The following is a 22,944-nucleotide window of genomic DNA, read 5'->3' on the forward strand; positions in this document are numbered from 1 at the left end:
CAACAAGAGAAACGACATGTCCAGAAATGTAGGAGTCATCGGCCTGGGCGCAATGGGCCTGGGCGTCGCGCGCTCGCTGCTGCGCGCCGGCTTCGCGGTCCATGCGTGCGACGTCCGCGCGCAAGTGCTCGAAGCGTTCTCAGCCGAAGGCGGCATCGCGTGCGCGACGCCCGCGGAACTCGGCGGCAAGTGCGACGTGGTCGTGACGGTCGTCGTCAACGCGGCGCAGACGGAAACCGTACTGTTCGGCGACAACGGCGCCGTGTCGTCGATGAAGCCGGGCGGCGTGATTCTCGCCTGCGCGACGGTCTCGCCGGCTTTCGCGATCGATCTTGGCAAACGCGTCGAAGCCGCTGGCCTGCAACTGCTCGACGCGCCGCTCTCCGGCGGCGCGGCGCGCGCAGCATCGGGCGAAATGACGATGATGACGTCCGGCCCCGCCGCCGCGTACGCCGCGTGCGAGGACGTGCTCGGCGCCATCGCGGGCAAGGTCTACCGCCTCGGCGACGCGCACGGCGCGGGATCGAAAGTGAAGATCATCAACCAGCTGCTCGCGGGCGTGCACATCGCCGCCGCTGCCGAAGCGATGGCGCTCGGCTTGCGCGAAGGCGTCGATCCGGACGCGCTCTACGACGTCATCACGCACAGCGCGGGCAACTCGTGGATGTTCGAGAACCGCGTGCCGCACATCCTCGCGGGCGACTACACGCCGCTTTCCGCCGTCGATATCTTCGTGAAGGACCTCGGCCTCGTGCTCGATACGGCGCGCACGTCGAAATTCCCGCTGCCGCTCTCGGCGGCGGCGCACCAGATGTTCATGATGGCGTCGACGGCCGGCCACGGCGGCGAGGACGATTCCGCCGTCATCAAGATTTTCCCGGGCATCGACGTTCCGAAGGGAGACAAAAAATGACGAAAGCGCTGTTGGGCTGTATCGCCGACGATTTCACCGGCGCCACCGATCTCGCCAACATGCTCGTGCGCGGCGGCATGCGCACGGTGCAGACGATCGGCGTACCTGCCGCGGGCACCGAAATCGAAGCCGACGCGCTGGTCGTCGCGTTGAAATCGCGCACGATTCCCGCCGACGAAGCGGTTGCGCAATCGCTCGAAGCGCTCGAATGGCTGCGCGCGCAGGGCTGCAGGCAGTTTCTCTTCAAATACTGCTCGACCTTCGATTCCACCGAGAAGGGCAACATCGGCCCGGTCGCGGATGCGCTGCTCGACGCGCTGAAGGACGATTTCACGATTGCCTGCCCGGCGTTCCCCGAGAACGGCCGCACGATCTTCCGCGGCAACCTGTTCGTCGGCGACGTTCTGCTGAACGAGTCGGGCATGGAGAACCATCCGCTCACGCCGATGACCGATCCGAACCTCGTGCGCGTGCTGCAGCGTCAGACGAAATCGAAAGTCGGGCTGATTCGCTACGACACGATCGAGAAAGGGGCCGATGCCGTCCACGAAAAGATCGCGGCGCTGCGTGCGGACGGCGTGCGTCTCGCCATCGCGGACGCCGTGTCCGACGCCGATCTCTACGTGCTGGGCGAAGCCTGCTCGGAGTTGAAGCTCATCACCGGCGGCTCGGGCATCGCGCTCGGCTTGCCGAAGAACTTCGGCCAGCTCGCCGACGCCGCTCACGCAAGCGACCTGCCGAAGATCGAAGGCAAGTCGGTGGTGCTGGCGGGCAGCGCATCGAAGGCGACGAACGCGCAGGTCGCGGAATGGCTCGCTTCGAAGCCGGGCTTTCGCGTCGAGCCGATGGCGCTCTCGCGCGGCGAGCCGGTCGTCGAGCAGGCAATTGCGTTCGCGAAGCAGCACGGCGACGAGCCCGTGCTGATCTACGCGACGTCCTCGCACGACGAAGTGAAGGCGGCGCAAAAGGAACTGGGCGTCGAGAAGGCGGGGCATCTGGTCGAAGCGGCGCTTGCGTCGATTGCGCGCGGCTTGCGCGAATCGGGCTGCACCAAGTTCGTCGTCGCGGGCGGCGAGACGTCGGGCGCGGTCGTGCAGGCGCTCGATGTCCGCTCGCTGCGCATCGGGCCGCAGATCGACCCGGGCGTGCCGGCGACGCAATCGATCGGGCACGAGCCGCTGGCGCTCGCACTGAAGTCGGGCAATTTCGGCACGGTGGACTTCTTCGCGAAGGCGCTGAAGGCGCTCGACGGAGGCGCGTGAGCATGTCAGAAAACGAAAATCGCATCCGCGAGGAAATCTGCGTGACGGGCGCGAGCCTGTATCAGCGCGGCTATACGGTCGGCAGCGCGGGCAACATCAGCGCGCGTCTCGCCGACGGCTGGCTCATCACGCCGACCGACGTCTGCCTCGGCCGCCTCGATCCCGCCGAAATCGCCAAGGTCGACCACGAGGGCAACCACGTTTCGGGCGCGCGGCCGTCGAAGACGCTGGCGCTGCATCGGCGGATCTACGAGAACAACGCGGACGCGCGCGGCGTCGTCCATACGCATTCGACGCATCTCGTCGCGCTGACGCTCGCGGGCGTCTGGCGCGAGAGCGACGTGCTGCCGCCGATCACGCCCTACTACGTGATGAAAGTCGGCCATGTGCCGCTGATCCGCTACCGCAAGCCGGGCGATCCGGCCGTCGCGGAAGAAGTGGCGGCGCTCGCATCGAAGGTGCGCGGCGTCTTGCTGGAACGGCTCGGGCCGGTCGTCTGGGAGCGATCGGTTTCACAAGCGTCCTATGCGCTCGAAGAGCTGGAAGAAACCGCGCGGCTGTGGCTCATGTCCACGCCGCGTCCCGAGCCTCTCGAAGAAGCGGCCATCGAAGACCTGCGCGCCACCTTCAACGCGCGCTGGTAAGCCACGATTTATCGTATTTTTCCTGGAGACAAACCCAATGAGCCTTGACCAAGCGCTGCCGCGAGGCACGCGCGCGACCGATGTCGCGCTGCCCGACGCCGAAGAGACCAAACGCACCTACTCGAAAGTGTTCTGGCGCATCGTGCCGTTCCTGATGCTGTGCTATGTGGTCGCCTATCTGGACCGCGTGAACGTCGGTTTCGCGAAGCTGCAAATGTCGCAGGATCTCGCGTTCAGCGAAACGGTGTTCGGCCTTGGCGCCGGCATCTTCTTCCTCGGCTATTTCCTGTTCGAATTGCCGAGCAACATGCTGATGCACAAGATCGGCGCGCGCATCTGGATCGCGCGGATCATGATCACGTGGGGCCTGCTCTCGGCCGCGTTCGTGTTCGTCAAGACGCCGACGCAGTTTTACGTGCTGCGCTTCCTGCTCGGGCTCGCCGAAGCGGGCTTCTATCCGGGCGTGATCCTGTATCTGACGTACTGGTTCCCGTCGCATCGCCGCGCGAAGATCGTCGCGGTGTTCATGTCGGCGATTCCGGTGTCGGGCATTTTCGGCAATCCACTCTCGGGCTGGATCATGCAGTCGTTCGCGGGCCACAAGGGTTTCGCCGGCTGGCAGTGGATGTTCCTGATCGAGGCGATTCCGGCCGTGCTCGTCGGCATCGCGACGATTCTCTATCTCGACAACAACATCCGCAGCGCGAAATGGCTCACGGAGCGCGAAAAGCGCCTGCTGGAAGACGAGATCGCCGCGCAGCCGCAACACGCCGGCGACGGCAAGAAGCACTCATTGCGCGCCGTTTTCGCCGACAAGCGCATGTGGTGGATGTCGCTGATCTACTTTGCGTTCGTGACGGGCCAGTACGGCCTGACGTTCTGGATGCCGACCTTCATCAAGTCGACGGGCGTGAGCGGCGCATTCAACATCGGTTTGCTCTCCGCGATTCCGTTCCTCGTCGCGATCGTGGTGATGAACGTGCTCGGCCATAGCGCCGACAAGCATCGCGAGCGCCGCTGGCACCTGATCGTGCCGGCGCTGGCCGCGGCGGTCGGCTTCTCGATCGCAGCTTCCTTCGCTGGGAACACGGTCGTGTCGATCATCGCGCTGTCGCTCGCGGCGGCCGGCGTGCTGACCTGCGCGCCGCTTTTCTGGTCGCTGCCGACGGCGTTCATGTCGGGCGCGGCTGCCGCGGCCGGCATCGCGATCATCAACTCGATCGGCAATCTGGCCGGTTTCGCAAGCCCGTACATGATCGGCTATCTGAAGGACATGACGCACAGCACCGCTACCGGCATGTACGTGCTCGCGGGTATGCTGGTGATCGGCGCGATCGCTGTCTTCCTGACGCCCGCGAAGCTGGTGAACCGCTGAACCGCTCATGCACTATTCGCAATAACTTGCATGGGACCAGAGTAAGGTGCTAAAGCACCGACTCTGGTCGACCGCAATATCTTGCATGGGACCAGAGTAAGCGCTAAAGCGCTAACTCTGGTCGACAAAGGAGATGCAATGCCTCGTTTTGCCGCCAATCTCACGATGATGTACAACGAGCACGCGTTCCTCGACCGTTTCGCCGCCGCGGCGAAGGACGGCTTCAAGGGCGTCGAGTTCCTGTTCCCCTACGAGTTTCCTGCCGCCGAGATCAAGGCGCGCCTCGACGAACACGGCCTCACACAGGCGCTGTTCAACGCGCCGCCCGGCGACTGGGCGGCGGGCGAGCGCGGGATCGCGTCGCTGCCGGGCCGCGAGGACGAGTTCCGCCAGAGCGTTGAGAAAGGGCTCGAATACGCCGCCGTGCTCGGCAACCAGAAACTGCACGTGATGGCCGGCCTGATCGCGCCGGATCAGCCGCGCGAGCAGCATCGCGCCGTGTATCTGAAGAATCTGGAATTCGCCGCGAAGGCCGCGCAGTCGGCGGGAATCGGCATCGTGATCGAGCCGATCAACACGCGCGACATCCCGGACTTCTTCCTGAATCGCCAGGACGACGCGCAGTCGATATGCGGTGAAGTCGGCGCGCCGAACCTGCAGGTGCAGTTCGACCTGTACCACTGCCAGATCGTCGAGGGCGATCTCGCGGTGAAACTCAAGCGCGACATGAAGCGGCCGAACGCCGGCATCGGCCACATCCAGGTGGCGGGCGTGCCGGAGCGGCACGAGCCGAACATCGGCGAAGTGAACTATCCGTACCTGTTCGACCTGATCGATTCGCTCGGCTACGACGGCTGGATTGGCTGCGAATACCGTCCGCGCGCCGGCACCTCCGAGGGCCTCGGCTGGCTCAAACCGTACCTCCAAAACATCTGAACGCGATCATGAAAATCCTGATTACCGGCGGCGCCGGCTTCCTCGGTCAGCGTCTTGCGCGCCGTCTTCTCGAACGCGGCGAACTGAACGGCAAGCCCATCAGCGAACTCGTGCTGCTGGATGTGGTGCGCGCGAGCGATCCGAAGCTGCTCGACGACAAGCGCGTGCGCGCCGAAACTGGCGATATCGCCGATCGCGCTGTGCTGGAGCGCGCCATCGACACCGAAACGCAAGCCATCTTCCACCTTGCCGCGATCGTGAGCGGCCAGGCGGAAGCCGATTTCGAACTCGGCATGCGCATCAATCTCGACGCGTCGCGCCTCCTGCTCGAGGTGTGCCGCGCGCGCGGCCACGCGCCGCGCGTGCTGTTCACGAGTTCGGTCGCGGTCTACGGCGGCACGCTGCCTGATGTCGTGCAGGACGACACCGCGCTCAACCCGCAATCGTCGTATGGAACGCAGAAGGCGATTGCGGAACTGCTGTTGTCGGACTACTCGCGGCGCGGTTTTGTCGATGGCCGCGTGCTGCGGCTGCCGACGATCAGCGTGCGGCCGGGCAAGCCGAACGCGGCGGCGTCGTCGTTCGCGAGCGGGATCATCCGCGAGCCGCTGAACGGCGAGCGCGCCGTCTGCCCAGTCGATGGCAAGACGCGCCTGTGGCTCCTGTCTCCGAAAAGCGCGATCGAAGTGCTGATCGCGGGTCTCGAAATCGATCGCACGGCGCTTGGCATCCGGCCGGTGGTGAACATGCCGGGGCTGTCGGTGAGCGTCGACGAGATGGTCGCCGCGCTGCGCGAAGTCGCGGGCGAAGAGGCCGTCGCGCGCATCGACTGGCAGCCGGAGGAGCGCGTGGAGAAGATCGTCGGAAGCTGGCCGGGCGCGTGGGACACCGCGCGCGCGACCCAGCTCGGCCTGCAAGGCGACAAGAATTTCGCGGATGTGATCCGCGCCTATATCGCCGATGAACTTCCTCGTTGAGCGTCATCGCCTGACGTTCTCAGTAAGCCTTCACTCCACACGGCGCCGCAGCCCTTGCGGCGCCTGCCCGCCCATGCGGGTGGGGGAAGGTTTTCGCAATCCGCGCTACACTCATCTCTTTAATGTGACGAAGCTGGCTCGGAGCCAGTCTGCATCGGCGCGTGAAGTCGATTCGCGCTTTCGCACATATCCCAAATAGTCCCTTTCGTCATCCTTGGCAGACGTCATTTCGCGTGCGGGAGACTTCCATGCTGCTGCATGACCTCGTCGATCGGTTCGGCCCGGCGATCGTCTTCGTCAACGTAATGGGCGCGGCGCTCGGGCTGCCCGTGCCCGCGATGCCGACGCTGATCGTCGTCGGCGCGTCCGTCGAGTTGATGGCGCTGCGCGGCAGCGGCGTGGCGCTGCCCTTGCTCGGCATGCTGGCGCTCGCGGTGGCGGGCGGCGTGCTCGGCGATCTCGTCTGGTTCCAGGGCGGCCGGCGCTACGGCGATCGCACGCTCAAGACGATCTGCAAGCTCTCGCTGTCGCGCGATACCTGCGTCAAGAAGACCGAGCGCTTCTTCGGCCGCTGGGGCGTGCGCGTGTTGCTCGTCGCGAAATTCATTCCGGGGCTTTCGCTCGTCTCCGTGCCGCTCGCGGGCGCGATGGGCGTGCGGCTGCGCAGTTTCATCGCGCACGACGGCGCCGGGATCGCGCTGTGGGCGGCGGTCGGGCTCGCGCTCGGCGTCGCGTTCGCGGCGGAACTCGAAATGCTGTTTGCGCTCATCGCCCGGCTCGGCCGCCAGGCGATCATGGTCGTCGCGATTGCGCTTGCGGCTTATATCGCCTATCGCTGGTGGCGGCGCCGTGCGCTGATGGCGACGCTCGAACAGGCGCGCGTTTCCGTCGACGAACTCTATGCGCTGATGAACGACCGGCCGCTGCCGACCATCTTCGATATCCGTTCGCGCGAAAAGCGCGTGCTCGATCCGTTCGTGATTCCCGGCTCGGTGTTCGCGGACGAGCGCGAATTGCAGAAGATCATTGCCGAGTACGATCCGGCGCAGAAGATCATCATCTATTGCTCGTGCCCGAACGAGGTGTCGGCGGCGTGGATGGCGAAGACCTTGCGCAATGCCGGTTTCCGCGACGTCGTGCCGCTCACCGGCGGGCTCGACGCATGGCGGCTCGCCGGCTTCGAAGTCTCGCGGCTGACCGAATTCGGCGAGGACCCGGTGATGACCGAAGAAGTCGGCGAAATGGCCGCGATGTGTCCTTGGCCCGTGAAATCGCCGGGCAATTCCGCATCCTTGCAAGAAGCTGGTTTTCCACATGGAGATCGCGCATGAGCACAGGTATGACCGGCGAGCCGCGGGAAATTCATCCCGGCGTGATGGCGTGGGGCCCGCGCGCCACGCCGCTGGAAGATCCGAATGTGATGCCGACGGGCGTCGGTTCCTCGCCCGCCGCGAGCGCGGGCGAGGACGCGCCGTTCTCGCCGCTGCAGACCCGCGCGCACCAGATGTTCCCGATGCTCACGGACAGCGAAGTCGAACGCATGCGCCGCTTCGGCACGGTCGAGCGCTGGCGGGCCGGCGACACGATGTTCCGCATGGGCGACGTCGGGCGCGGCATGGTGGTCGTGCTGTCGGGGCTCGTGCGGATCAACCGGCGCGATGCGCTCGGCAACGTGCACCTCATCATCGACCAGACGCCGGGCCACTTTCTCGCGGAGATCGCGCAACTGTCGGGCAAGCCGTGTCTCGTCGACGGCTTCGCGCTCGAGGATGTCGAAGGCATCGTGATTCCGCCGGAACGGCTGCGGGCGCTGATCGTCGCCGAAGCGGAACTCGGCGAGCGCATCATGCGCGCGCTGATCCTGCGGCGCGTCGGACTGATCGAAAAGGGCAGTGGGCCGGTGCTGCTCGGCAAGTCCGACGATGGCAAGCTCGTCGCGCTGCAAGGGTTCCTGCGCCGTAACGGCTATCCGCATACGGTCATCGACGCCTGCGCCGATCCGGACGCGATCGCGCTGCTGGAACGCATTTCGGCGTCGAAGGCGGATTTCCCGCTCGTGATCTGCCCCGACGGCACAGTGCTGCGCGCGCCCGACGAAAACCAGGTCGCGACGCAACTCGGCTGGCTGCCCGAATTCGACGCGGCGCATATCTACGATGTCGCGGTCGTCGGCGCCGGACCGGCGGGACTGGCGACGGCGGTGTACGCGGCGTCGGAAGGGCTGTCGGTTGCAGTGTTCGATTGCCGCGCGCCGGGCGGACAGGCGGGCGCCAGTTCGCGCATCGAAAACTATCTCGGCTTTCCGACCGGCATCTCCGGTCAGGCGCTCGCAGGGCGCGCATTCGTGCAGGCGCAGAAGTTCGGCGCGCACATCGCGATTCCGTGCGAAATCAAGGCGCTGCACTGCGACCGCTCGCCGATCCAGGTCGAGCTTGCGAGCGGCACGGTCGTCTCGACGCGCACGGTGGTGATCGCGAGCGGCGCGGCGTACCGGCGGCCCGCCATCGACGGGCTCGAACGATTTGAAGGGCACGGAACGTACTACTGGGCGTCGCCCGTGGAGGCGAAGCTTTGCAAGGACGCGGAAGTAGTGCTCGTCGGCGGCGGCAATTCGGCGGGGCAGGGCGCGGTCTATCTCGCGTCGCATTGCGCGCACGTTCACATCCTGATTCGCGGCCGCGGGCTGGCGGCGAGCATGTCGCGTTATCTCGTCGACCGCATTGCGTCGCTGCCGAACGTGACCGTGCACACGCGCACGGAAATTACGTCGCTCGACGGCGACGAGCGCGGACTCACGGCGGTGAATTGCATGAGCGCCGAAGGCGCAGTCTCGTTTCCGGTGCGGCATCTCTTTCTCTTCACCGGCGCCGATCCGAACACCTCGTGGTTGAGCGGTTGCAATGTGCGCGTCGACGACAAGGGCTTCGTGCTGACCGGACCGGAAGCGCACGTAGGGCAGGCGCCGGGCGCGCCGGGACTGGAGACGAGCGTGCCGGGCGTATTCGCAATCGGCGACGTGCGGTCGGCATCGACGAAACGTGTGGCGGCCGCGGTCGGCGAAGGCGCGGCGGTGGTCGCGCAGATTCACGCGTTGCTTGCCGTGCAGCAGGAGTTGGCCCTCGATGCGGGATGTGCGGCGCGCCGCGGGTAATTGCACGCGCGCCGCTGGATCGTCAAGTCGCGAAAACATCCGAACAGCGCCCGGTGTTTGCCGGGCGCTTTTTTTTCTCAGTGATTAGCGATATTCCTGCGTATAGCCTCCGTAGCCATACGATGCGGCTTTCACGTCCTGCACGTAGATGTAGCTCTCTTCATGCAGGTCGCCGAGAATGCGCTCGAAGCCTTCAAAGGCCTCCCGGATATAGCGGGCCTTTTCGTCCTTGGTATTCGTTTCGTCGGTAATCTTGATGTCGAAGTAAAAGCTGTTCTTGTTCTGCTCACTGAGCAGCTTGCCGCCGACGACCCAGCTGTCGCGATCCACGAAATCGATCGCGATGGCCGTGACTTCGCGCTTCTTCCCGAGCACGCGCGTGGTGAGATCGAGCAGCAGATCCGAGATTTGACGCGTCAGTTCAGGTGTTTTATTTGCACTGACTTTCACATTGAGAATAGGCATGACAGGCTCCTTTGTGATGTAGTTAGCTATGCAACTATATAGACAAAAAATCAGTCGATCAGCGAACGGATGTTTTTCAGCTTCGACACTGAATCTTCGAAATGGGCGGCGCCCAGCTTTTTCCTCAGGCGTTTGGTGACATCGGCGCTTACCGCATTCAGGTCGTCCTTCATCGATTCGCCGAGCGCTGTGGGATGAATGGCGGATTCGCGGCCGTCACGGTCCGTCGACCAGCGTTCGATCAATGTGAGCTTCTGCAATCCATCGAGCGAGCGCGTGGCGGTGGGGCGCGAAATGGCGAGCCCGGCCGCGAGTTCGCTTTGCAGCAAGCCCGGCTTGTCCAGAATCGCGCGCAACATGAAGCCCTGCGACGGCGTCAGGCCGAACGGCTTGAACGCCTTCGTCCACTCGCGTTCGAGAGCGCGAGCCAGCGCGGTGGTATTGAAATAGAGGCATTGATCGAACATGGAACCAGCTTAATGCAAAGTGGTTTGCTATGCAACTAGTTTCGATTGGCTCATCGCGAAGCCCGTTCCGCCATATGCTCGAAGAACCGCACGGCCAGCGCGTCGCCGGTATGCGCCGAATTGATCCGCACCCACGCGCAGGTCTCGCCGTTCGGACGATAGTAGTTGCCCGGCGCGAGCGTCACGCCGAACTTCAGCGCCTCGTCGACGAGCACGGTCGAATCTTCGATTCCGGGCACCTTCGCCCAGACGAGATTTCCGCCGCTCGGTTCGTCGAACACATCCCAGCCGCACGCCTCGAGTTGCTGCACGGCGCCCGATAGTGCGTCGCGCACGCGCCGGCGCAGGCGTTCGAGATACTTGCGATAGGTGCCGCGCTCGAGCAGATGGGCTGCCACGGCTTCGCTGAAGCGCGTGCCGCCGAGGCTCGTCAGCACTTTCACGTCGACGAGATTCTTGACCAGCTCCGCGCTCGCCGCGAGATAGCCGATCCGAAGCGACGACGACAACGTCTTCGACAATCCGCCGATGTAAATCACGCGATCCAGTTGATCGAGCGACGCAAGACGCTGCGTGGGCACGGTCTGGAAGTCGGCGTAGATGTCGTCCTCCACGATCGAGAAGCCGTATTGCTGCGCCAGTTGCAACAGCTTGAACGCCACTTGCGGCGCGACGTTCGTCGCCGTGGGGTTCTGGAAGACCGTGTTGATGAAAAAGAGCTTCGGCTGGTGAATCTTCAGCAATTCCTCGGCCGCATCGACGTCGGGGCCGGTCGCGAGCCGAGGGACGCCGACAAGCCGCACGCCTTGCAGTTTCAGCAAGCCGAACAGGTTGTAGTAGCCGGGATCTTCGACGAAGACCGTATCACCCGCCTTGAGCATGTAGCGCACGACGAGATCGAGCGCCTGGCTTGCGCCGCTCGTGATCATCACGTTCTTCAGGTCGGCGTCGATGCCAAGCAGATGCAGCCGCATCTGCACCTGATGGCGCAGGTTCGCGTCGCCGTAGGGCATTGCGTAGTCGATCACGCTCGTCACGTCCATGCGTGACGCGTGGCGCACCGCCTGAGTAATGCCTTCGACATCCCGCCAGGACTCGGGAACGAAGCCGCTGGAAAGCTTCAGCGTCTCGCCGGGATAGTTGAACTGCTGCAGGATCTGGTTCGATTCCTCTTCGGCGAGTCTCGGATCGCAGCGGCCGTTCCCCCGCTCCGCTTCCTCGATATGCCCCGCGACGTAGAAGCCGGAGCCGTGCTTCGGCTGGATCAGTCCCAGCGACGCGAGCCGGTCATACGCTTCGATCACCGGAAAGCGGCTGATTTTCTGATCGGCCGCGAGCTGGCGGATCGACGGCAGCTTCGCGCCAGCCAGCACGCGGCGCGCGCGGATCTGCGATTCGATCTGGTTCACGAGCTGATCGGTCAGCGGAACGCCCGTCTGCGCGTCGATTTCGAATTTCATCATGATGGTTGCCGCAAGTGTTCGCCTCGATTGACTGAACAGTTCGGTGAAACTGTTCGGTACTGTGCATTCACAGTATTCGACAGCATCTCAATAATGTCGTCAAGCGTTCCGTTTCGCGACGCGCTATTCAGGAGCAGCAAAATGCGTGAAATCCGGATATACGAACTCGACCGGCGCGATGTGCCGACTGGGTGGTTCATCGACCGTCCCCAAACCCTGAAAGTGACGCACGGCCAACTGTGGGTGACCGTCGAAGGCGACGCCGACGACATCTGGCTGCGTGCAGGCGAAGCGATCGAATTGCAGCCGTACTCGACGATCTGGGTCAGCGCGTCGGAAGAAGGTGGCCGCTTTTCGATGGCATCGGTGTCGGCGCCGCGCAAGGCCTGGCTCGAGCGCGCGATCGCGTGGTTTGCGCGGCGGCCGCAGTTGGGCGCGCGCGTGATGGCGTCTTGACGGATAGCAGGCGAAAAAAAACCCGGCGCGAGGCCGGGTTCAATGTTCCCGCGCTCTCATCGAGCGCGGTCACCTGCAAAGCTCAGTCGATCACGCTGCCAGGAGCGAGCGCAGCACGAACGGCAGAATCCCGCCGTGCTTGTAGTAATCGACTTCGATCGGCGTATCGATACGCAGCAGCACGGCTACGCGCTGCTCGCTGCCGTCCTTGCGGCGGATCACGAGCGTCACTTCCTGCTGCGGCTTGATGTCGTCGGTGAGGTCTTCGATGTCGAAAGTTTCGTCGCCGGTGATATTGAGCGTCTGGACGCTGTCCGTGCCCTTGAACTGCAGCGGCAAAACGCCCATGCCGACGAGGTTCGAGCGGTGAATCCGCTCGAAGCTGCGCGCGACGACGGCCTTCACGCCGAGCAGTTGCGTGCCCTTCGCGGCCCAGTCGCGCGACGAACCCGTGCCGTATTCCTCACCCGCGAACACGACGGTCGGCGTGCCTTCGTCGATGTACTTCATCGCGGCATCGTAGATCGACAGTTGTTCGCCGCTCGGCTGATGAATCGTCAGGCCGCCCTCGACGCGCGCGCCGTCGGCCTTCGGCGGAATCATCAGGTTCTTGATGCGGACGTTGGCGAACGTGCCGCGCATCATCACGTCGTGATTGCCGCGACGCGAGCCGTAGCTGTTGAAGTCGGCCTTCTGCACGCCGTTCGCCTTCAGCCACAGGCCTGCCGGCGAGCTTTCCTTGATCGACCCTGCCGGGCTGATGTGGTCGGTCGTGACCGAATCGCCGAAGATGCCGAGCGGGCGCGCGTTCTTCACGGCCGGAATGCTGTCGGCCGGCTGCATCGAGAAGTCCTTGCCGAAGAACGGCGGCTCTGCGATGTAAGTCGACTTCGGCCAGTCATAGACCTGACCTGTTTCGCCCGCGATCTTGCTCCACAGGTCGCCGTCTTTCGTGAGCTGCGAGTAGTTCTTGCGGAACGCGTCGGCGTCGAGCGCGAACTTCAGCAGCGAATGCACTTCGTCGCTGGTCGGCCAGATGTCGCCGAGATAGATGTCGCGGCCGTCCTTGCCCTTGCCGACCGGCTCGGTCATCAGGTCGCGCGTGATGTTGCCCGCGATCGCATACGCGACGACGAGCGGCGGCGATGCCAGGAAGTTCGCACGGATGTTCGGGTGAATGCGCGCTTCGAAGTTGCGGTTGCCCGACAGCACGGCGGCCGCGACGATGTCGTTCTTCGTGATCGCGTCGTTCAGTTCCGGCGTGAGATCGCCCGCGTTACCGATGCAGGTCGTGCAGCCGTAGGCGGCGAGCGTGAAGCCGAGCTGGTCGAGGTAGGGCAGAAGGCCCGTCTTCGTCAGGTACTCGGTCACGATGCGCGATCCCGGCGCAAGCGACGTCTTGATGTGCGGCGCGACCGTCAGGCCGGCTTCGACCGCCTTCTTCGCCAGAAGACCGGCGGCGAGCAGCACGCTCGGGTTCGACGTGTTCGTGCACGACGTGATTGCGGCGATCAGCACGTCGCCGTTCTTCACGTTCACGCCGTTGGTCGTCGTGTATTGGGCGTCGAGGTCGGCGGGCTTCTTCGCAAAGCCGTTTTCGCCGACCGGCTTCGAGAACAGGTCGGTGAAGGTGCTCTTCACGTTGCCGATTTCGATGCGGTCCTGCGGGCGCTTCGGGCCTGCCAGCGACGGCGCGACCGTCGCGAGGTCGAGCGTCAGCGTCTTCGTGAAGTCGATTTCGCCTGCCTTCGGCACGCCGAACAGGTTCTGCGCCTTGAAGTAGTTTTCGAAGGCCGAGATTTCCGCGTCGGTGCGGCCCGTGCCCTTGAAGTAGTCGATGGTTTTTTCGTCGACGGGGAAGAAGCCCATTGTCGCGCCGTATTCCGGCGCCATGTTGCCGATGGTCGCGCGGTCCGGCAGCGACAGCGAGGCCGTGCCTTCGCCGAAGAACTCGACGAACTTGCCGACGACCTTCTCCTTGCGCAGCATTTCGGTGACGGTCAGGACGAGGTCGGTTGCCGTCACGCCTTCGCGCAGCTTGCCCTTCAGCTCGACGCCCACGACGTCCGGCGTCAGGAAGTACACCGGCTGGCCGAGCATGCCCGCTTCCGCTTCGATGCCGCCCACGCCCCAGCCCACCACGCCGATGCCGTTGATCATCGTCGTGTGGCTGTCGGTGCCGACGAGCGTATCCGGGTAGTACACGGTGTCGCCGTTATCCGACTTCTTGTGCACGCCGCGCGCGAGGTATTCCAGGTTCACCTGGTGCACGATGCCGACGCCCGGCGGCACGACCTTGAACGTGTCGAATGCCTGCATGCCCCACTTCATGAACTGGTAGCGCTCGTTGTTGCGCTGGAATTCCAGCTTCATGTTCAGGTCGAGCGCGTTCGGCTCGCGGAAGTGGTCGATCTGCACCGAGTGGTCGACCACCAGATCGACCGGCACGAGCGGTTCGATCGCCTTCGGGTCCTTGCCCGCGCGCTTCGCGACGCCACGCATCGCGGCGATGTCGGCGAGCAGCGGCACGCCGGTAAAGTCCTGCAGCACGACGCGCGCGACGACGAACGGGATTTCGTCGGTACGGGAAGCGTTCGGCTTCCAGTTCACCAGTTGCTGGATGTGTTCTTCCGAGATCTTCTTGCCGTCGTAGTTGCGCAGCACCGATTCCAGCACGATGCGGATCGACACCGGCAAGCGTTCGATCTTGACGTTCAGCTCTTTTCCGAGCTGCGGCAGCGAATAGAACTTGCCTTTGCCGGCACCGCTGTCGAATTCCTTAAGCGTTTTGTGGAGATTGTGGGCCATGATTTTTTCCGTGGGAATTAAACGGGAGATACCTTCGATGCGACGTTTCTGTTTGACTGACTAGATCACATACAGATCGACGTATTCATTGACCGGCATCGCTTCGAGCTTTGCCTGATCGAGCGATACCGCGAGGATCGCCTGTTGCTGCTTTTGGGGGAAGCGTCGCGCGAGGTTCGTCCTGAACTTCTCGACGAGCAGCGGAATACCATCCGCGCGACGACGCTTGTGTCCGATCGGATATTCGACCACGACTTCATCGAACGTCGAGCCGTCGTTGAACTCGACGGTCAGCGCGTTCGCGATCGAGCGCTTCTCCGGATCGAAATAATCCTTGGTGAACTGCGGGTCCTCGACGCACTCCATCTTCGCGCGCAGCACGTCGATGCGCGGGTCCTGCGCCACCGAGTCTTCGTAGTCGGAGGCGGTCAGGCGGCCGAAGATCAGCGGCACCGCGACCATGTACTGGATGCAGTGATCGCGGTCGGCGGGATTGTCGAGCGGGCCCTTTTTATCGATGATCCGAATCGCCGCTTCGTGCGTGCGAATCGTGATTTTCCTGATGTCTTCGACGTTTTTGCCTGCGCGGGCAAGCTGCGCGTGCAGCGTCATCGCCGCTTCCACCGCTGTCTGCGAATGGAATTCGGCGGGGAACGAAATCTTGAAGAGCACGTTCTCCATCACGTACGAGCCGTACGGACGCTGGAACCTGAATTCGTTGCCCTTGAAGAGCACGTCGTAGAAGCCCCAGGTCTTCGCGGTCAGCACCGACGGGTAACCCATCTCGCCGGTCTTTGCGATCAGCGCGAGACGCACGGCGCGCGAGGTCGCATCGCCGGCGGCCCACGACTTGCGCGAGCCCGTATTGGGCGCGTGGCGATAGGTGCGCAGCGAGTGTCCATCGACAAATGCGAGCGACACCGCGTTGATCAGTTCGTCGCGCGTCAGGCCGATCATCTGGCCGACGACCGCAGTCGAAGCGAGCTTGACCAGCAATACGTGATCGAGCCCGACCTTGTTGAACGAGTTTTCGAGCGCGATGCAGCCCTGAATTTCATGCGCCTTGACCATGCCGGTCAGGACGTCTTTCATCGTCAGCGGCTTCTTGCCGCCGGCGACGGCGTTGCGCGACAGCCAGTCGGCGGTCGCGAGGATGCCGCCGAGGTTGTCCGACGGATGGCCCCATTCTGCGGCGAGCCAGGTGTCGTTGAAGTCGAGCCAGCGGATCATCGCGCCGATGTTGAAGGCGGCCTGAACCGGGTCGAGCTGGAATGAGGTGCCCAGCACCTTCGCGCCGTTGGGGACGATCGTGCCCGGCACGATGGGTCCCATCAGCTTGGTGCAGGCGGGGTAGGAGAGCGCTTCGAGTCCGCAACCGAGCGTGTCGATCAGGCAATTACGTGCCGTGTCGAGCGCGAGCGTGCTGTCGACGTTGAAATTGACAACGTAGTCGACTATGTCGACGAGGACCTTGTCCGGATCAGGCCGGACGTTGGAGATCGGTGCGGACATCGAGAGTTTCCTGGTTTGAATACGAACAGGGGCTTACTTCACGTCCTTGATCAGCGCGTTCGATTGCGTCGGAGCAGGCGCGCCAGCGGCCATTGCCTGGGTGACGCACTCGTCGGCGAGACGCGATTCGTCCTTGTCCGAGAACAACATCGCCTTCGTCGGGATCACGACGAGGTCCATGCCCGAAGCGGAGTCGTGGAAGCGGTCGGCGCCGGTCGTCGTGTCCTGGCGCGGCAGGCGGTAGTCCTTCTGCGCCCAGTTCACGGTCACCACCGCATCGCGCTTCATGTCACCTTTCAGGTAGAAAGCGAGCCCTTCCTTGCACGACCACTTTTCCGCGCCTTCCGGAATCGGATCGGTCTTCGCAGCGGCTGCCGCAACTGCCGCCGGCTTGCGCTTGATCAGGCGCTTCGCCGGTGCCGGGCGCTGGGCCGTGGCTTTCTTGGTTGCTGCTGCTTCGGTTGTCGCGGCGAAAGCGTCGGTCGTGACGATGATGCTGGAAGTTGCCAGGGTGCCGACGATTGCAGCGATCAGAAGTTTGTTCATTGATGAAACCTTTCAAATTCGTGAGTGTTGATGGCGAGCGCCGCGCGGATTGGGCCGATTTCGAACCGGCCCGAACGCGCAACTCGCTATTTTCGCTTATTTAGCGCGATGAACTTCAAATTCTCGGGTCCGGTGTAATTTGCGCTCGGCCGGATGATCTTGTTGTCGATGCGCTGCTCGATGATGTGCGCGCTCCAGCCCGCCGTGCGCGAGATCACGAAAAGCGGCGTGAACATCGCGGTCGGCACGCCCATCTGGTGATACGACACGGCGCTGAACCAGTCGAGATTCGGGAACATCTTCTTCGCGTCCCACATGACCGACTCCAGCCGCTCGGCGATGTCGAAGAGCTTCATGTCGCCCGCTTCCTTCGACAATTTCTTCGCTACTTCCTTGATGACCTTGTTGCGCGGATCGGAGATCGTGTACACCGGATGGCCGAAGCCGATCACGACTTCCTTGTTCTCGACGCGCTTCTTGATGTCGGCCTCGGCTTCGTCGGCGGATTCGTAGCGCGACTGGATTTCGAACGCGGCTTCGTTCGCGCCGCCGTGCTTCGGCCCGCGCAGCGCGCCGATCGCGCCCGTGATCGCGGAATAGACGTCCGAGCCCGTGCCCGCGATCACGCGGCCGGTGAACGTCGATGCATTGAATTCATGCTCGGCATACAAATTGAGCGACGTGTGCATCGCCTCGACCCACGACTTCGACGGCTCCACGCCATGCAGCAGATGCAGGAAGTGTCCGCCGATCGAATCGTCGTCGGTTTCGACTTCGATCCGGCGGCCGTTGTGCGAATAGTGGTACCAATAGAGCAGCATCGAGCCGAGCGAGGCCATCAGGCGGTCGGCGATATCCTTCGCGCCCGCGACGTTGTGGTCGTCTTTCTCGGGCAATACCGTGCCGAGGACGGAAACTCCCGTGCGCATCACGTCCATCGGATGCGCCGATGCCGGAATCCATTCGAGCGCCGCCTTCAGGTTCGCGGGCAAACCGCGCAGCGCCTTGAGCTTGGTCTTGTACGCTTTCAGTTCCGCGGCGTTCGGCAGCTTGCCGTGCACGAGCAGGTACGCGATCTCTTCGAATTCACAGGTAGTCGCGACATCGAGAATGTCGTATCCGCGATAGTGCAGATCATTGCCGGTCTTGCCGACCGTGCACAGCGCCGTATTCCCGGCCGTCACGCCCGACAGCGCGACGGACTTCTTCGGCTTGAAACCACCTGCGGCGGCAGGCGCTTCGGTTGTTGCGGTATCGCTCATCGCCCCAAGTCTCCTTTGTCGACCAGAGTTATCGCCTTAACGCTTGCTCTGGCCCCATGCAAGATATTTGCTTCGGTGTGAAACGCGCTACTTGTTCTGGCTGAACAGTGCGTCGAGCTTCTCCTCGTACGCGTGATAGCCGATGCTCTCGTAAAGTTCGCTACGCGTCTGCATCGTATCGACGACGGCCTTTTGCGTGCCGTCGCGACGAATCGACTCGTAGACGTTCTGCGCCGCCTTGTTCATCGCGCGGAACGCGGAAAGCGGATACAACACGATCGAGACATCGACGCTGCGCAATTCGTCGACCGTAAAGAGCGGCGTCGAGCCAAATTCGGTGATGTTCGCGAGCACCGGTACCTTCACGGCGTCGACGAACTGCCTGTACATGCCGAGTTCGGTCATCGCTTCGGGGAAGATCATGTCCGCGCCCGCTTCGACGCACGCCTCCGCTCGCTCGATCGCCGATTGCAGGCCCTCGACCGCGAGCGCATCGGTGCGCGCCATGATGACGAACTGGTCGTCGGTGCGCGCGTCGACGGCCGCCTTCACGCGATCGACCATTTCCTGTTGCGTGACGATCGCCTTTCCCGGCCGATGCCCGCAGCGCTTCGCGCCCACCTGATCCTCGATGTGCATCGCACCCGCGCCCGTCTTGATGAGCGACTTCACCGTGCGCGCGATGTTGAACGCGCTCGGGCCGAAGCCGGTGTCGACGTCGACGAGCAGCGGCAGGTCGCAGACGTCCGTGATGCGGCGCACGTCGGTGAGGACGTCGTCGAGCGTCGAGATGCCGAGGTCGGGAAGCCCGAGCGAGCCGGCCGCGACACCCCCGCCCGACAGGTAGATCGCCTTGAATCCGGCGCGTTTCGCGAGCAGCGCGTGATTGGCGTTGATCGCGCCGATCAGTTGCAGCGGCTTTTCAGCCGCGACGGCGGCGCGGAAGTTCGCGCCCGCGGAAGTGATCGTCATGTTCAGCTTCCTCTCGGTGATTCGTCAGAACCGAAGAGCGCCCGGGCGCTCTCCGGCATCGCCTGTCCGATGGCCTGCGCGCGGCGCAGCACCGACCAGTAATAGCGATAGCTCGCGCGGTCGTGCAGCGTGTCGCCGTGACGCGTCGGGCCCCACTGCGCGGCCTGCGCCGCGAGCAGGATCTCGGCGGCGAGATCGATTTCGTCGGCGCGCGGCGCAAAAGCGGCGACGATCGGCGCGATCTGGTCGGGATGAATGCTCCACATGCGCGTGTAGCCGAATTCGTTGCGCGCGCGGGCCGCATCGTTCGCCACGACGCTCATGTCGCGCACTTCCGTCGAAACGTTATGCGACGGCACCTTGCCGTGCGCATGGCAGGCCGCCGCGATCTCCAGCTTCGCGCGCCGCACGAGCGGATGATCGAACTGGCCGGGCGAGCGCATCGCGGTGTCGGGGATCGCACCATTGTGCGCCGATACGAAGTCCATCAGGCCGAAACTCAGCGCTTCGACGCCGGGCAGCGCGGCGAGTTCGAAAACTTCGGCGAGCGCGCCGTGCGTCTCGATCAGCAGGTGACACGGAATCGGCTTTCCGATGCCTGCTTCACAGCGCGACGCCTCGACGAACGCGACCATTTCCGCGGCATCGAAGACGCTGCGGATTTTCGGCAGCGTGATGTAGGCGGGGGCCTTGCTGGCATTGCGCAGGATGATGCGCACGTCGTCGCGCCAGGCGGGATTGGCGAAATCGTGGATGCGCACGCCCACACGCCCGAAACGGTCTTCCTCGCCGCCGATGAACGACGCCACGAGTTCCGCGTGCGCCGCTTCCTGGCCGATCTGAGCGCCGTCTTCACAATCGAGCGTGATGTCGAAGACCGGCCCGAGTTGCGCCTGCAACGCGAGCGACTTCTTCATCAGCTTCTCGCTGCCGGCATAGTGATCGCACGGCGGCAAGACCGCAGGTTGCACTTCGCCGTCAAACAGCACTTCGGCGGGGGTGAGAGCGCGCATCGTCGGCGTCGGGTCGAATTTGGGAGGTGAAAGGGGCCGATTCGAACGCGCTCGGCGACACCCAAGCGCGCTCGGATCGGCCGCGAACGCCTTTGCAGGCGTTCGCGTAACGCGAAGAGCCGGCTCGCGGCCCATCAACTGGTCTTACTTGCCGAGCAGATGCGCAACACCGTCGCGCTCTTCGAGCAGTTCGTTAAGCGTGCCATCCATCTTCTCGCGCGAGAACGCATCGATTTCCAGGCCTTCGACGCGCTTGTACTCGCCGTTTTCGCAGGTCACCGGCACGCCGTAGATGATGTTTTCGGGGATGCCGTACGTGCCGTCCGACGGAATGCCCATCGTGACCCACTTGCCGTTCGTGCCGAGCACCCAGTCATGCACGTGGTCGATCGCAGCGTTGGCCGCCGAAGCCGCCGACGACAGGCCGCGCGCTTCGATGATCGCCGCGCCGCGCTTGCCGACCGTCGGGATGAACGTGTTGCGGTTCCATTCGTCGTCGTTGATGAGCTTCGTGAGCGATTCGCCGCCGACCGTCGCGAAACGGAAGTCGGGGTACATCGTCGGCGAGTGGTTGCCCCACACGGCGAGCTTTTCGATCGACGCCACCGGCTTGCCCGACTTGGCGGCCAGTTGCGACAGCGCGCGGTTGTGGTCGAGGCGCAGCATGGCGGTGAAGTTCTTCTTCGGCAGGTCCGGCGCCGAATTCATCGCAATGTACGCGTTCGTGTTGGCCGGGTTGCCGACGACCAGCACCTTGATGTCGCGGCTCGCGACTTCGTTGATCGCCTTGCCCTGGACCGTGAAGATTTCCGCATTGGCCGACAGCAGGTCCTTGCGCTCCATGCCCTTCGAGCGCGGACGTGCACCGACGAGCAGCGCGACGTCAGCGTCCTTGAACGCGACCTTCGGGTCGTCGGTGATGACGACGCCTTCGAGCAGCGGGAAAGCGCAGTCTTCCAGTTCCATCACGACGCCCTTGACCGCGTTCTGCGCTTGCGGCAGGTCGAGCAGTTGAAGGATCACCGGCTGGTCTTTGCCGAGCATGTCGCCGTTGGCGATGCGGAACAGCAGCGAGTAGCCGATTTGACCTGCGGCGCCGGTGACGGCAACGCGCTTTGCGGACTTAGCCATTGAGAACTCTCCTGGACGGTGCGTGAGACGCTAGGGAAAACGCCATTTTATGCGCGTTACGCGAAGCGTTGATGAAGCATGTCGGTCGTGCTGCGCGAGATCATGCTTAAACGCCGTTGGGACGCGCTTGTCAAGCGCGGGCCGTCGGGCATTCGAACCGCATGTGGCGCGGCGGCGCGGCTGCCATGCCGAGAATTTTTCTTCAGAGCGGGAGTCTGCAGTGGCGGGGCGCCGGATCTCGTCGCACAGGAGGCGTTTCGAGGTGACGCTGGACGTTGCAAGGCAATACACAGGCAGCGGCGGGCGAATCGAAAGCCGTTCGGCGTGAGGCGAGAAGCGGCGGGACGCTCCTGGTGACCGATTGCGTTGCGCTATCAAATACTGTTCCTGATGCGCCCGGCCGACCTTTTCTTCGACCCGCAATGTCCCGCAAACCCTTGCTCGACAAGGAGTGTAGGATTCGCCGGACATAAAGTCAACAGTATCTTATGTCTTATATAAGACATAGGAATCTAAGGGAAAACGCTGGCGCGCCGCGAACCTTTATGATGAAATGCGCGCATGAATTCGAACCCGGCGACGACGAACCCTCCGAACGGCGCAGGTGCGACGGACGTCGCGCCGGCGCCGTCACCGACGTTCAGCCCGCTCTATCAGCAGATCAAGGCGTTCATCACGCAGGGGCTTGAGTCCGGCGAATGGAAGCCTGGCGAGATCATCCCAAGCGAGGTCGAACTCGCTGCCCGCTACAAAGTCAGCCAGGGTACGGTGCGCAAGGCGATCGACGAACTTGCCGCCGACAACCTGCTCGTGCGGCGTCAAGGCAAGGGCACGTTCGTTGCGACGCACAATGAAGACCGCGTCCAGTTCCGCTTCCTGCGCCTGTTGCCCGACGATGGCGACGTCCATCCCCACGTTAGCCGTCTGCTTGAATGCCGGCGCCTGCGCGCGCCCGCAGAGATCGCGCGCCAGCTGGACCTGAAGCCCGCGGACCCGGTCGTTCTTATCAGGCGCCTGTTGCAGTTTGATGGCGAGACCACCGTCTTCGACGAGATCTGGCTGCCGGGCGCGGTGTTTCGCGGCCTGACGGCTGAACGTCTCGCCGACTACAAGGGCCCGCTCTATGCGATGTTCGAAACGGAGTTCGGCACGCGCATGATTCGTGCGTCGGAGAAGATACGCGCGGTCGCGGCAGAGGCGGGCGTCGCGGAACTGCTCAAGGTGGCCGAAGGTTTCCCGTTGCTGTCCGTCGAACGCGTGTCCTATACCTATGGCGACCGGCCCGTCGAAGTGCGCCGCGGATGGTATGTCACGACCGGCTACTACTATCAGAACGACCTGAGCTGAATGGAATGAGGAAAGGGCTGCGCATCGGACCGCAACCGGTGTGCGTGCCTCTCGCAAACGCCTTTATTTCGCGGCCTGCAAAGGAATCTTCTGCGGCGTTTCGCTGCAGCGCGATATGAAAAGGCGCTAAAATCGCGGATTAGTGTGATAACAATGTTGGGGTCTAGCATGGCTGAAGCCGTAAAAAAACCAAGGCCCGAGTTCCGTAACATCGGGATCGGCCAAATCGCGAAGTATCGCTTGC

The 22,944-nt window shown here is 63.6% G+C and carries 20 protein-coding genes and 1 pseudogene; 11 read left to right on the forward strand and 10 right to left on the reverse strand.

Annotated features, from left to right (window positions below; genetic code table 11):
• Positions 1-16 precede the first annotated feature (16 nt).
• From ltnD to AWB81_RS17810, 8 genes are all read left to right on the forward strand, one after another.
• Positions 17-913, forward strand: coding sequence for an L-threonate dehydrogenase (ltnD, locus tag AWB81_RS17775; RefSeq protein ID WP_062637673.1), 897 nt, complete (start codon positions 17-19; stop codon positions 911-913).
• Positions 910-2,175, forward strand: coding sequence for a 3-oxo-tetronate kinase (gene otnK / locus AWB81_RS17780; RefSeq protein ID WP_062637675.1), 1,266 nt, complete (start codon positions 910-912; stop codon positions 2,173-2,175). Before ltnD ends, otnK begins: the two co-directional genes overlap by 4 nt.
• Before the next feature lie 2 nt (positions 2,176-2,177).
• Positions 2,178-2,819 carry a 3-oxo-tetronate 4-phosphate decarboxylase gene (gene otnC, locus AWB81_RS17785; protein ID WP_062637677.1) on the forward strand — a complete coding sequence of 214 codons (642 nt, stop codon included), beginning with the start codon at positions 2,178-2,180 and terminating at the stop codon, positions 2,817-2,819.
• Positions 2,820-2,856: 37 nt separating this feature from the next.
• Positions 2,857-4,194, forward strand: coding sequence for an MFS transporter (locus tag AWB81_RS17790; RefSeq protein ID WP_087135044.1), 1,338 nt, complete (start codon positions 2,857-2,859; stop codon positions 4,192-4,194).
• A 138-nt stretch (positions 4,195-4,332) separates the two neighbouring features.
• Positions 4,333-5,130, forward strand: coding sequence for a 2-oxo-tetronate isomerase (gene otnI, locus AWB81_RS17795; protein ID WP_062637678.1), 798 nt, complete (start codon positions 4,333-4,335; stop codon positions 5,128-5,130).
• Between the two features lie 8 nt (positions 5,131-5,138).
• On the forward strand, positions 5,139-6,107 hold the full coding sequence (gene denD, locus AWB81_RS17800; RefSeq protein WP_062637680.1) for a D-erythronate dehydrogenase: 969 nt from the start codon (positions 5,139-5,141) through the stop codon (positions 6,105-6,107).
• Between the two features lie 251 nt (positions 6,108-6,358).
• Positions 6,359-7,438, forward strand: a complete 1,080-nt coding sequence (locus tag AWB81_RS17805) for a DedA family protein/thiosulfate sulfurtransferase GlpE (protein ID WP_087135047.1) — start codon at positions 6,359-6,361, stop codon at positions 7,436-7,438.
• A gap of 89 nt (positions 7,439-7,527) precedes the next feature.
• A complete protein-coding gene (locus AWB81_RS17810) occupies positions 7,528-9,258 on the forward strand; it encodes an FAD-dependent oxidoreductase (RefSeq protein ID WP_062637720.1) in 1,731 nt (576 codons plus the stop codon).
• Positions 9,259-9,342: 84 nt separating this feature from the next.
• Here AWB81_RS17810 and AWB81_RS17815 read toward each other — a convergent pair whose 3' ends face one another.
• Genes AWB81_RS17815 through AWB81_RS17825 form a run of 3 tightly spaced genes read right to left on the reverse strand, consistent with a single transcriptional unit; the run spans position 9,343 to position 11,650 of the window.
• Positions 9,343-9,723 carry a tautomerase family protein gene (locus AWB81_RS17815; protein ID WP_062637684.1) on the reverse strand — a complete coding sequence of 127 codons (381 nt, stop codon included), beginning with the start codon at positions 9,721-9,723 and terminating at the stop codon, positions 9,343-9,345.
• Positions 9,724-9,773: 50 nt separating this feature from the next.
• A complete protein-coding gene (locus tag AWB81_RS17820; RefSeq protein WP_062637686.1) occupies positions 9,774-10,190 on the reverse strand; it encodes a MarR family winged helix-turn-helix transcriptional regulator in 417 nt (138 codons plus the stop codon).
• A gap of 50 nt (positions 10,191-10,240) precedes the next feature.
• Positions 10,241-11,650 (reverse strand): aminotransferase-like domain-containing protein, encoded by a 1,410-nt coding sequence (locus AWB81_RS17825; RefSeq protein WP_062637722.1) that lies wholly within the window; start codon positions 11,648-11,650, stop codon positions 10,241-10,243.
• A gap of 144 nt (positions 11,651-11,794) precedes the next feature.
• Between AWB81_RS17825 and AWB81_RS17830 the strand changes: the two genes are divergently transcribed.
• On the forward strand, positions 11,795-12,109 hold the full coding sequence (locus AWB81_RS17830; RefSeq protein ID WP_062637688.1) for a DUF2917 domain-containing protein: 315 nt from the start codon (positions 11,795-11,797) through the stop codon (positions 12,107-12,109).
• A 90-nt stretch (positions 12,110-12,199) separates the two neighbouring features.
• Here the strand turns inward: AWB81_RS17830 and acnA are convergent, their stop codons facing one another.
• The 7 genes from acnA to AWB81_RS17865 form a co-directional block, all read right to left on the reverse strand.
• Positions 12,200-14,917: an aconitate hydratase AcnA gene (gene acnA, locus AWB81_RS17835; RefSeq protein ID WP_062637691.1), complete on the reverse strand. Its 2,718-nt coding sequence runs from the start codon at positions 14,915-14,917 to the stop codon at positions 12,200-12,202.
• Positions 14,918-14,977: 60 nt separating this feature from the next.
• Positions 14,978-16,429, reverse strand: a complete 1,452-nt coding sequence (locus AWB81_RS17840) for a bifunctional 2-methylcitrate dehydratase/aconitate hydratase (RefSeq protein WP_062637693.1) — start codon at positions 16,427-16,429, stop codon at positions 14,978-14,980.
• A 33-nt stretch (positions 16,430-16,462) separates the two neighbouring features.
• Complete coding sequence (locus tag AWB81_RS45740; RefSeq protein WP_062637695.1) at positions 16,463-16,975, reverse strand: hypothetical protein; 513 nt, start codon at positions 16,973-16,975, stop codon at positions 16,463-16,465.
• An 86-nt stretch (positions 16,976-17,061) separates the two neighbouring features.
• Entirely contained in the window at positions 17,062-18,237 is a 1,176-nt protein-coding gene (gene prpC, locus AWB81_RS17850; protein WP_062637697.1) for a bifunctional 2-methylcitrate synthase/citrate synthase, read from the reverse strand.
• A gap of 87 nt (positions 18,238-18,324) precedes the next feature.
• Positions 18,325-19,209: a methylisocitrate lyase gene (gene prpB, locus AWB81_RS17855; protein ID WP_062637699.1), complete on the reverse strand. Its 885-nt coding sequence runs from the start codon at positions 19,207-19,209 to the stop codon at positions 18,325-18,327.
• Positions 19,210-19,211: 2 nt separating this feature from the next.
• On the reverse strand, positions 19,212-20,222 hold the full coding sequence (locus AWB81_RS17860; protein ID WP_062637701.1) for an HpcH/HpaI aldolase/citrate lyase family protein: 1,011 nt from the start codon (positions 20,220-20,222) through the stop codon (positions 19,212-19,214).
• Positions 20,223-20,366: 144 nt separating this feature from the next.
• On the reverse strand, positions 20,367-21,353 hold the full coding sequence (locus AWB81_RS17865; protein WP_062637703.1) for a malate dehydrogenase: 987 nt from the start codon (positions 21,351-21,353) through the stop codon (positions 20,367-20,369).
• A gap of 561 nt (positions 21,354-21,914) precedes the next feature.
• Between AWB81_RS17865 and AWB81_RS17870 the strand changes: the two genes are divergently transcribed.
• Together AWB81_RS17870 and AWB81_RS17875 are read left to right on the forward strand one after the other, a co-directional pair.
• Positions 21,915-22,700 carry a GntR family transcriptional regulator gene (locus tag AWB81_RS17870; protein WP_062637705.1) on the forward strand — a complete coding sequence of 262 codons (786 nt, stop codon included), beginning with the start codon at positions 21,915-21,917 and terminating at the stop codon, positions 22,698-22,700.
• A gap of 168 nt (positions 22,701-22,868) precedes the next feature.
• Positions 22,869-22,944 (forward strand): annotated as a pseudogene (locus AWB81_RS17875) (succinate dehydrogenase, cytochrome b556 subunit); the annotation flags it as partial.

This window comes from Caballeronia arationis, from assembly GCF_001544975.2.
Classification (GTDB): domain Bacteria; phylum Pseudomonadota; class Gammaproteobacteria; order Burkholderiales; family Burkholderiaceae; genus Caballeronia; species Caballeronia arationis.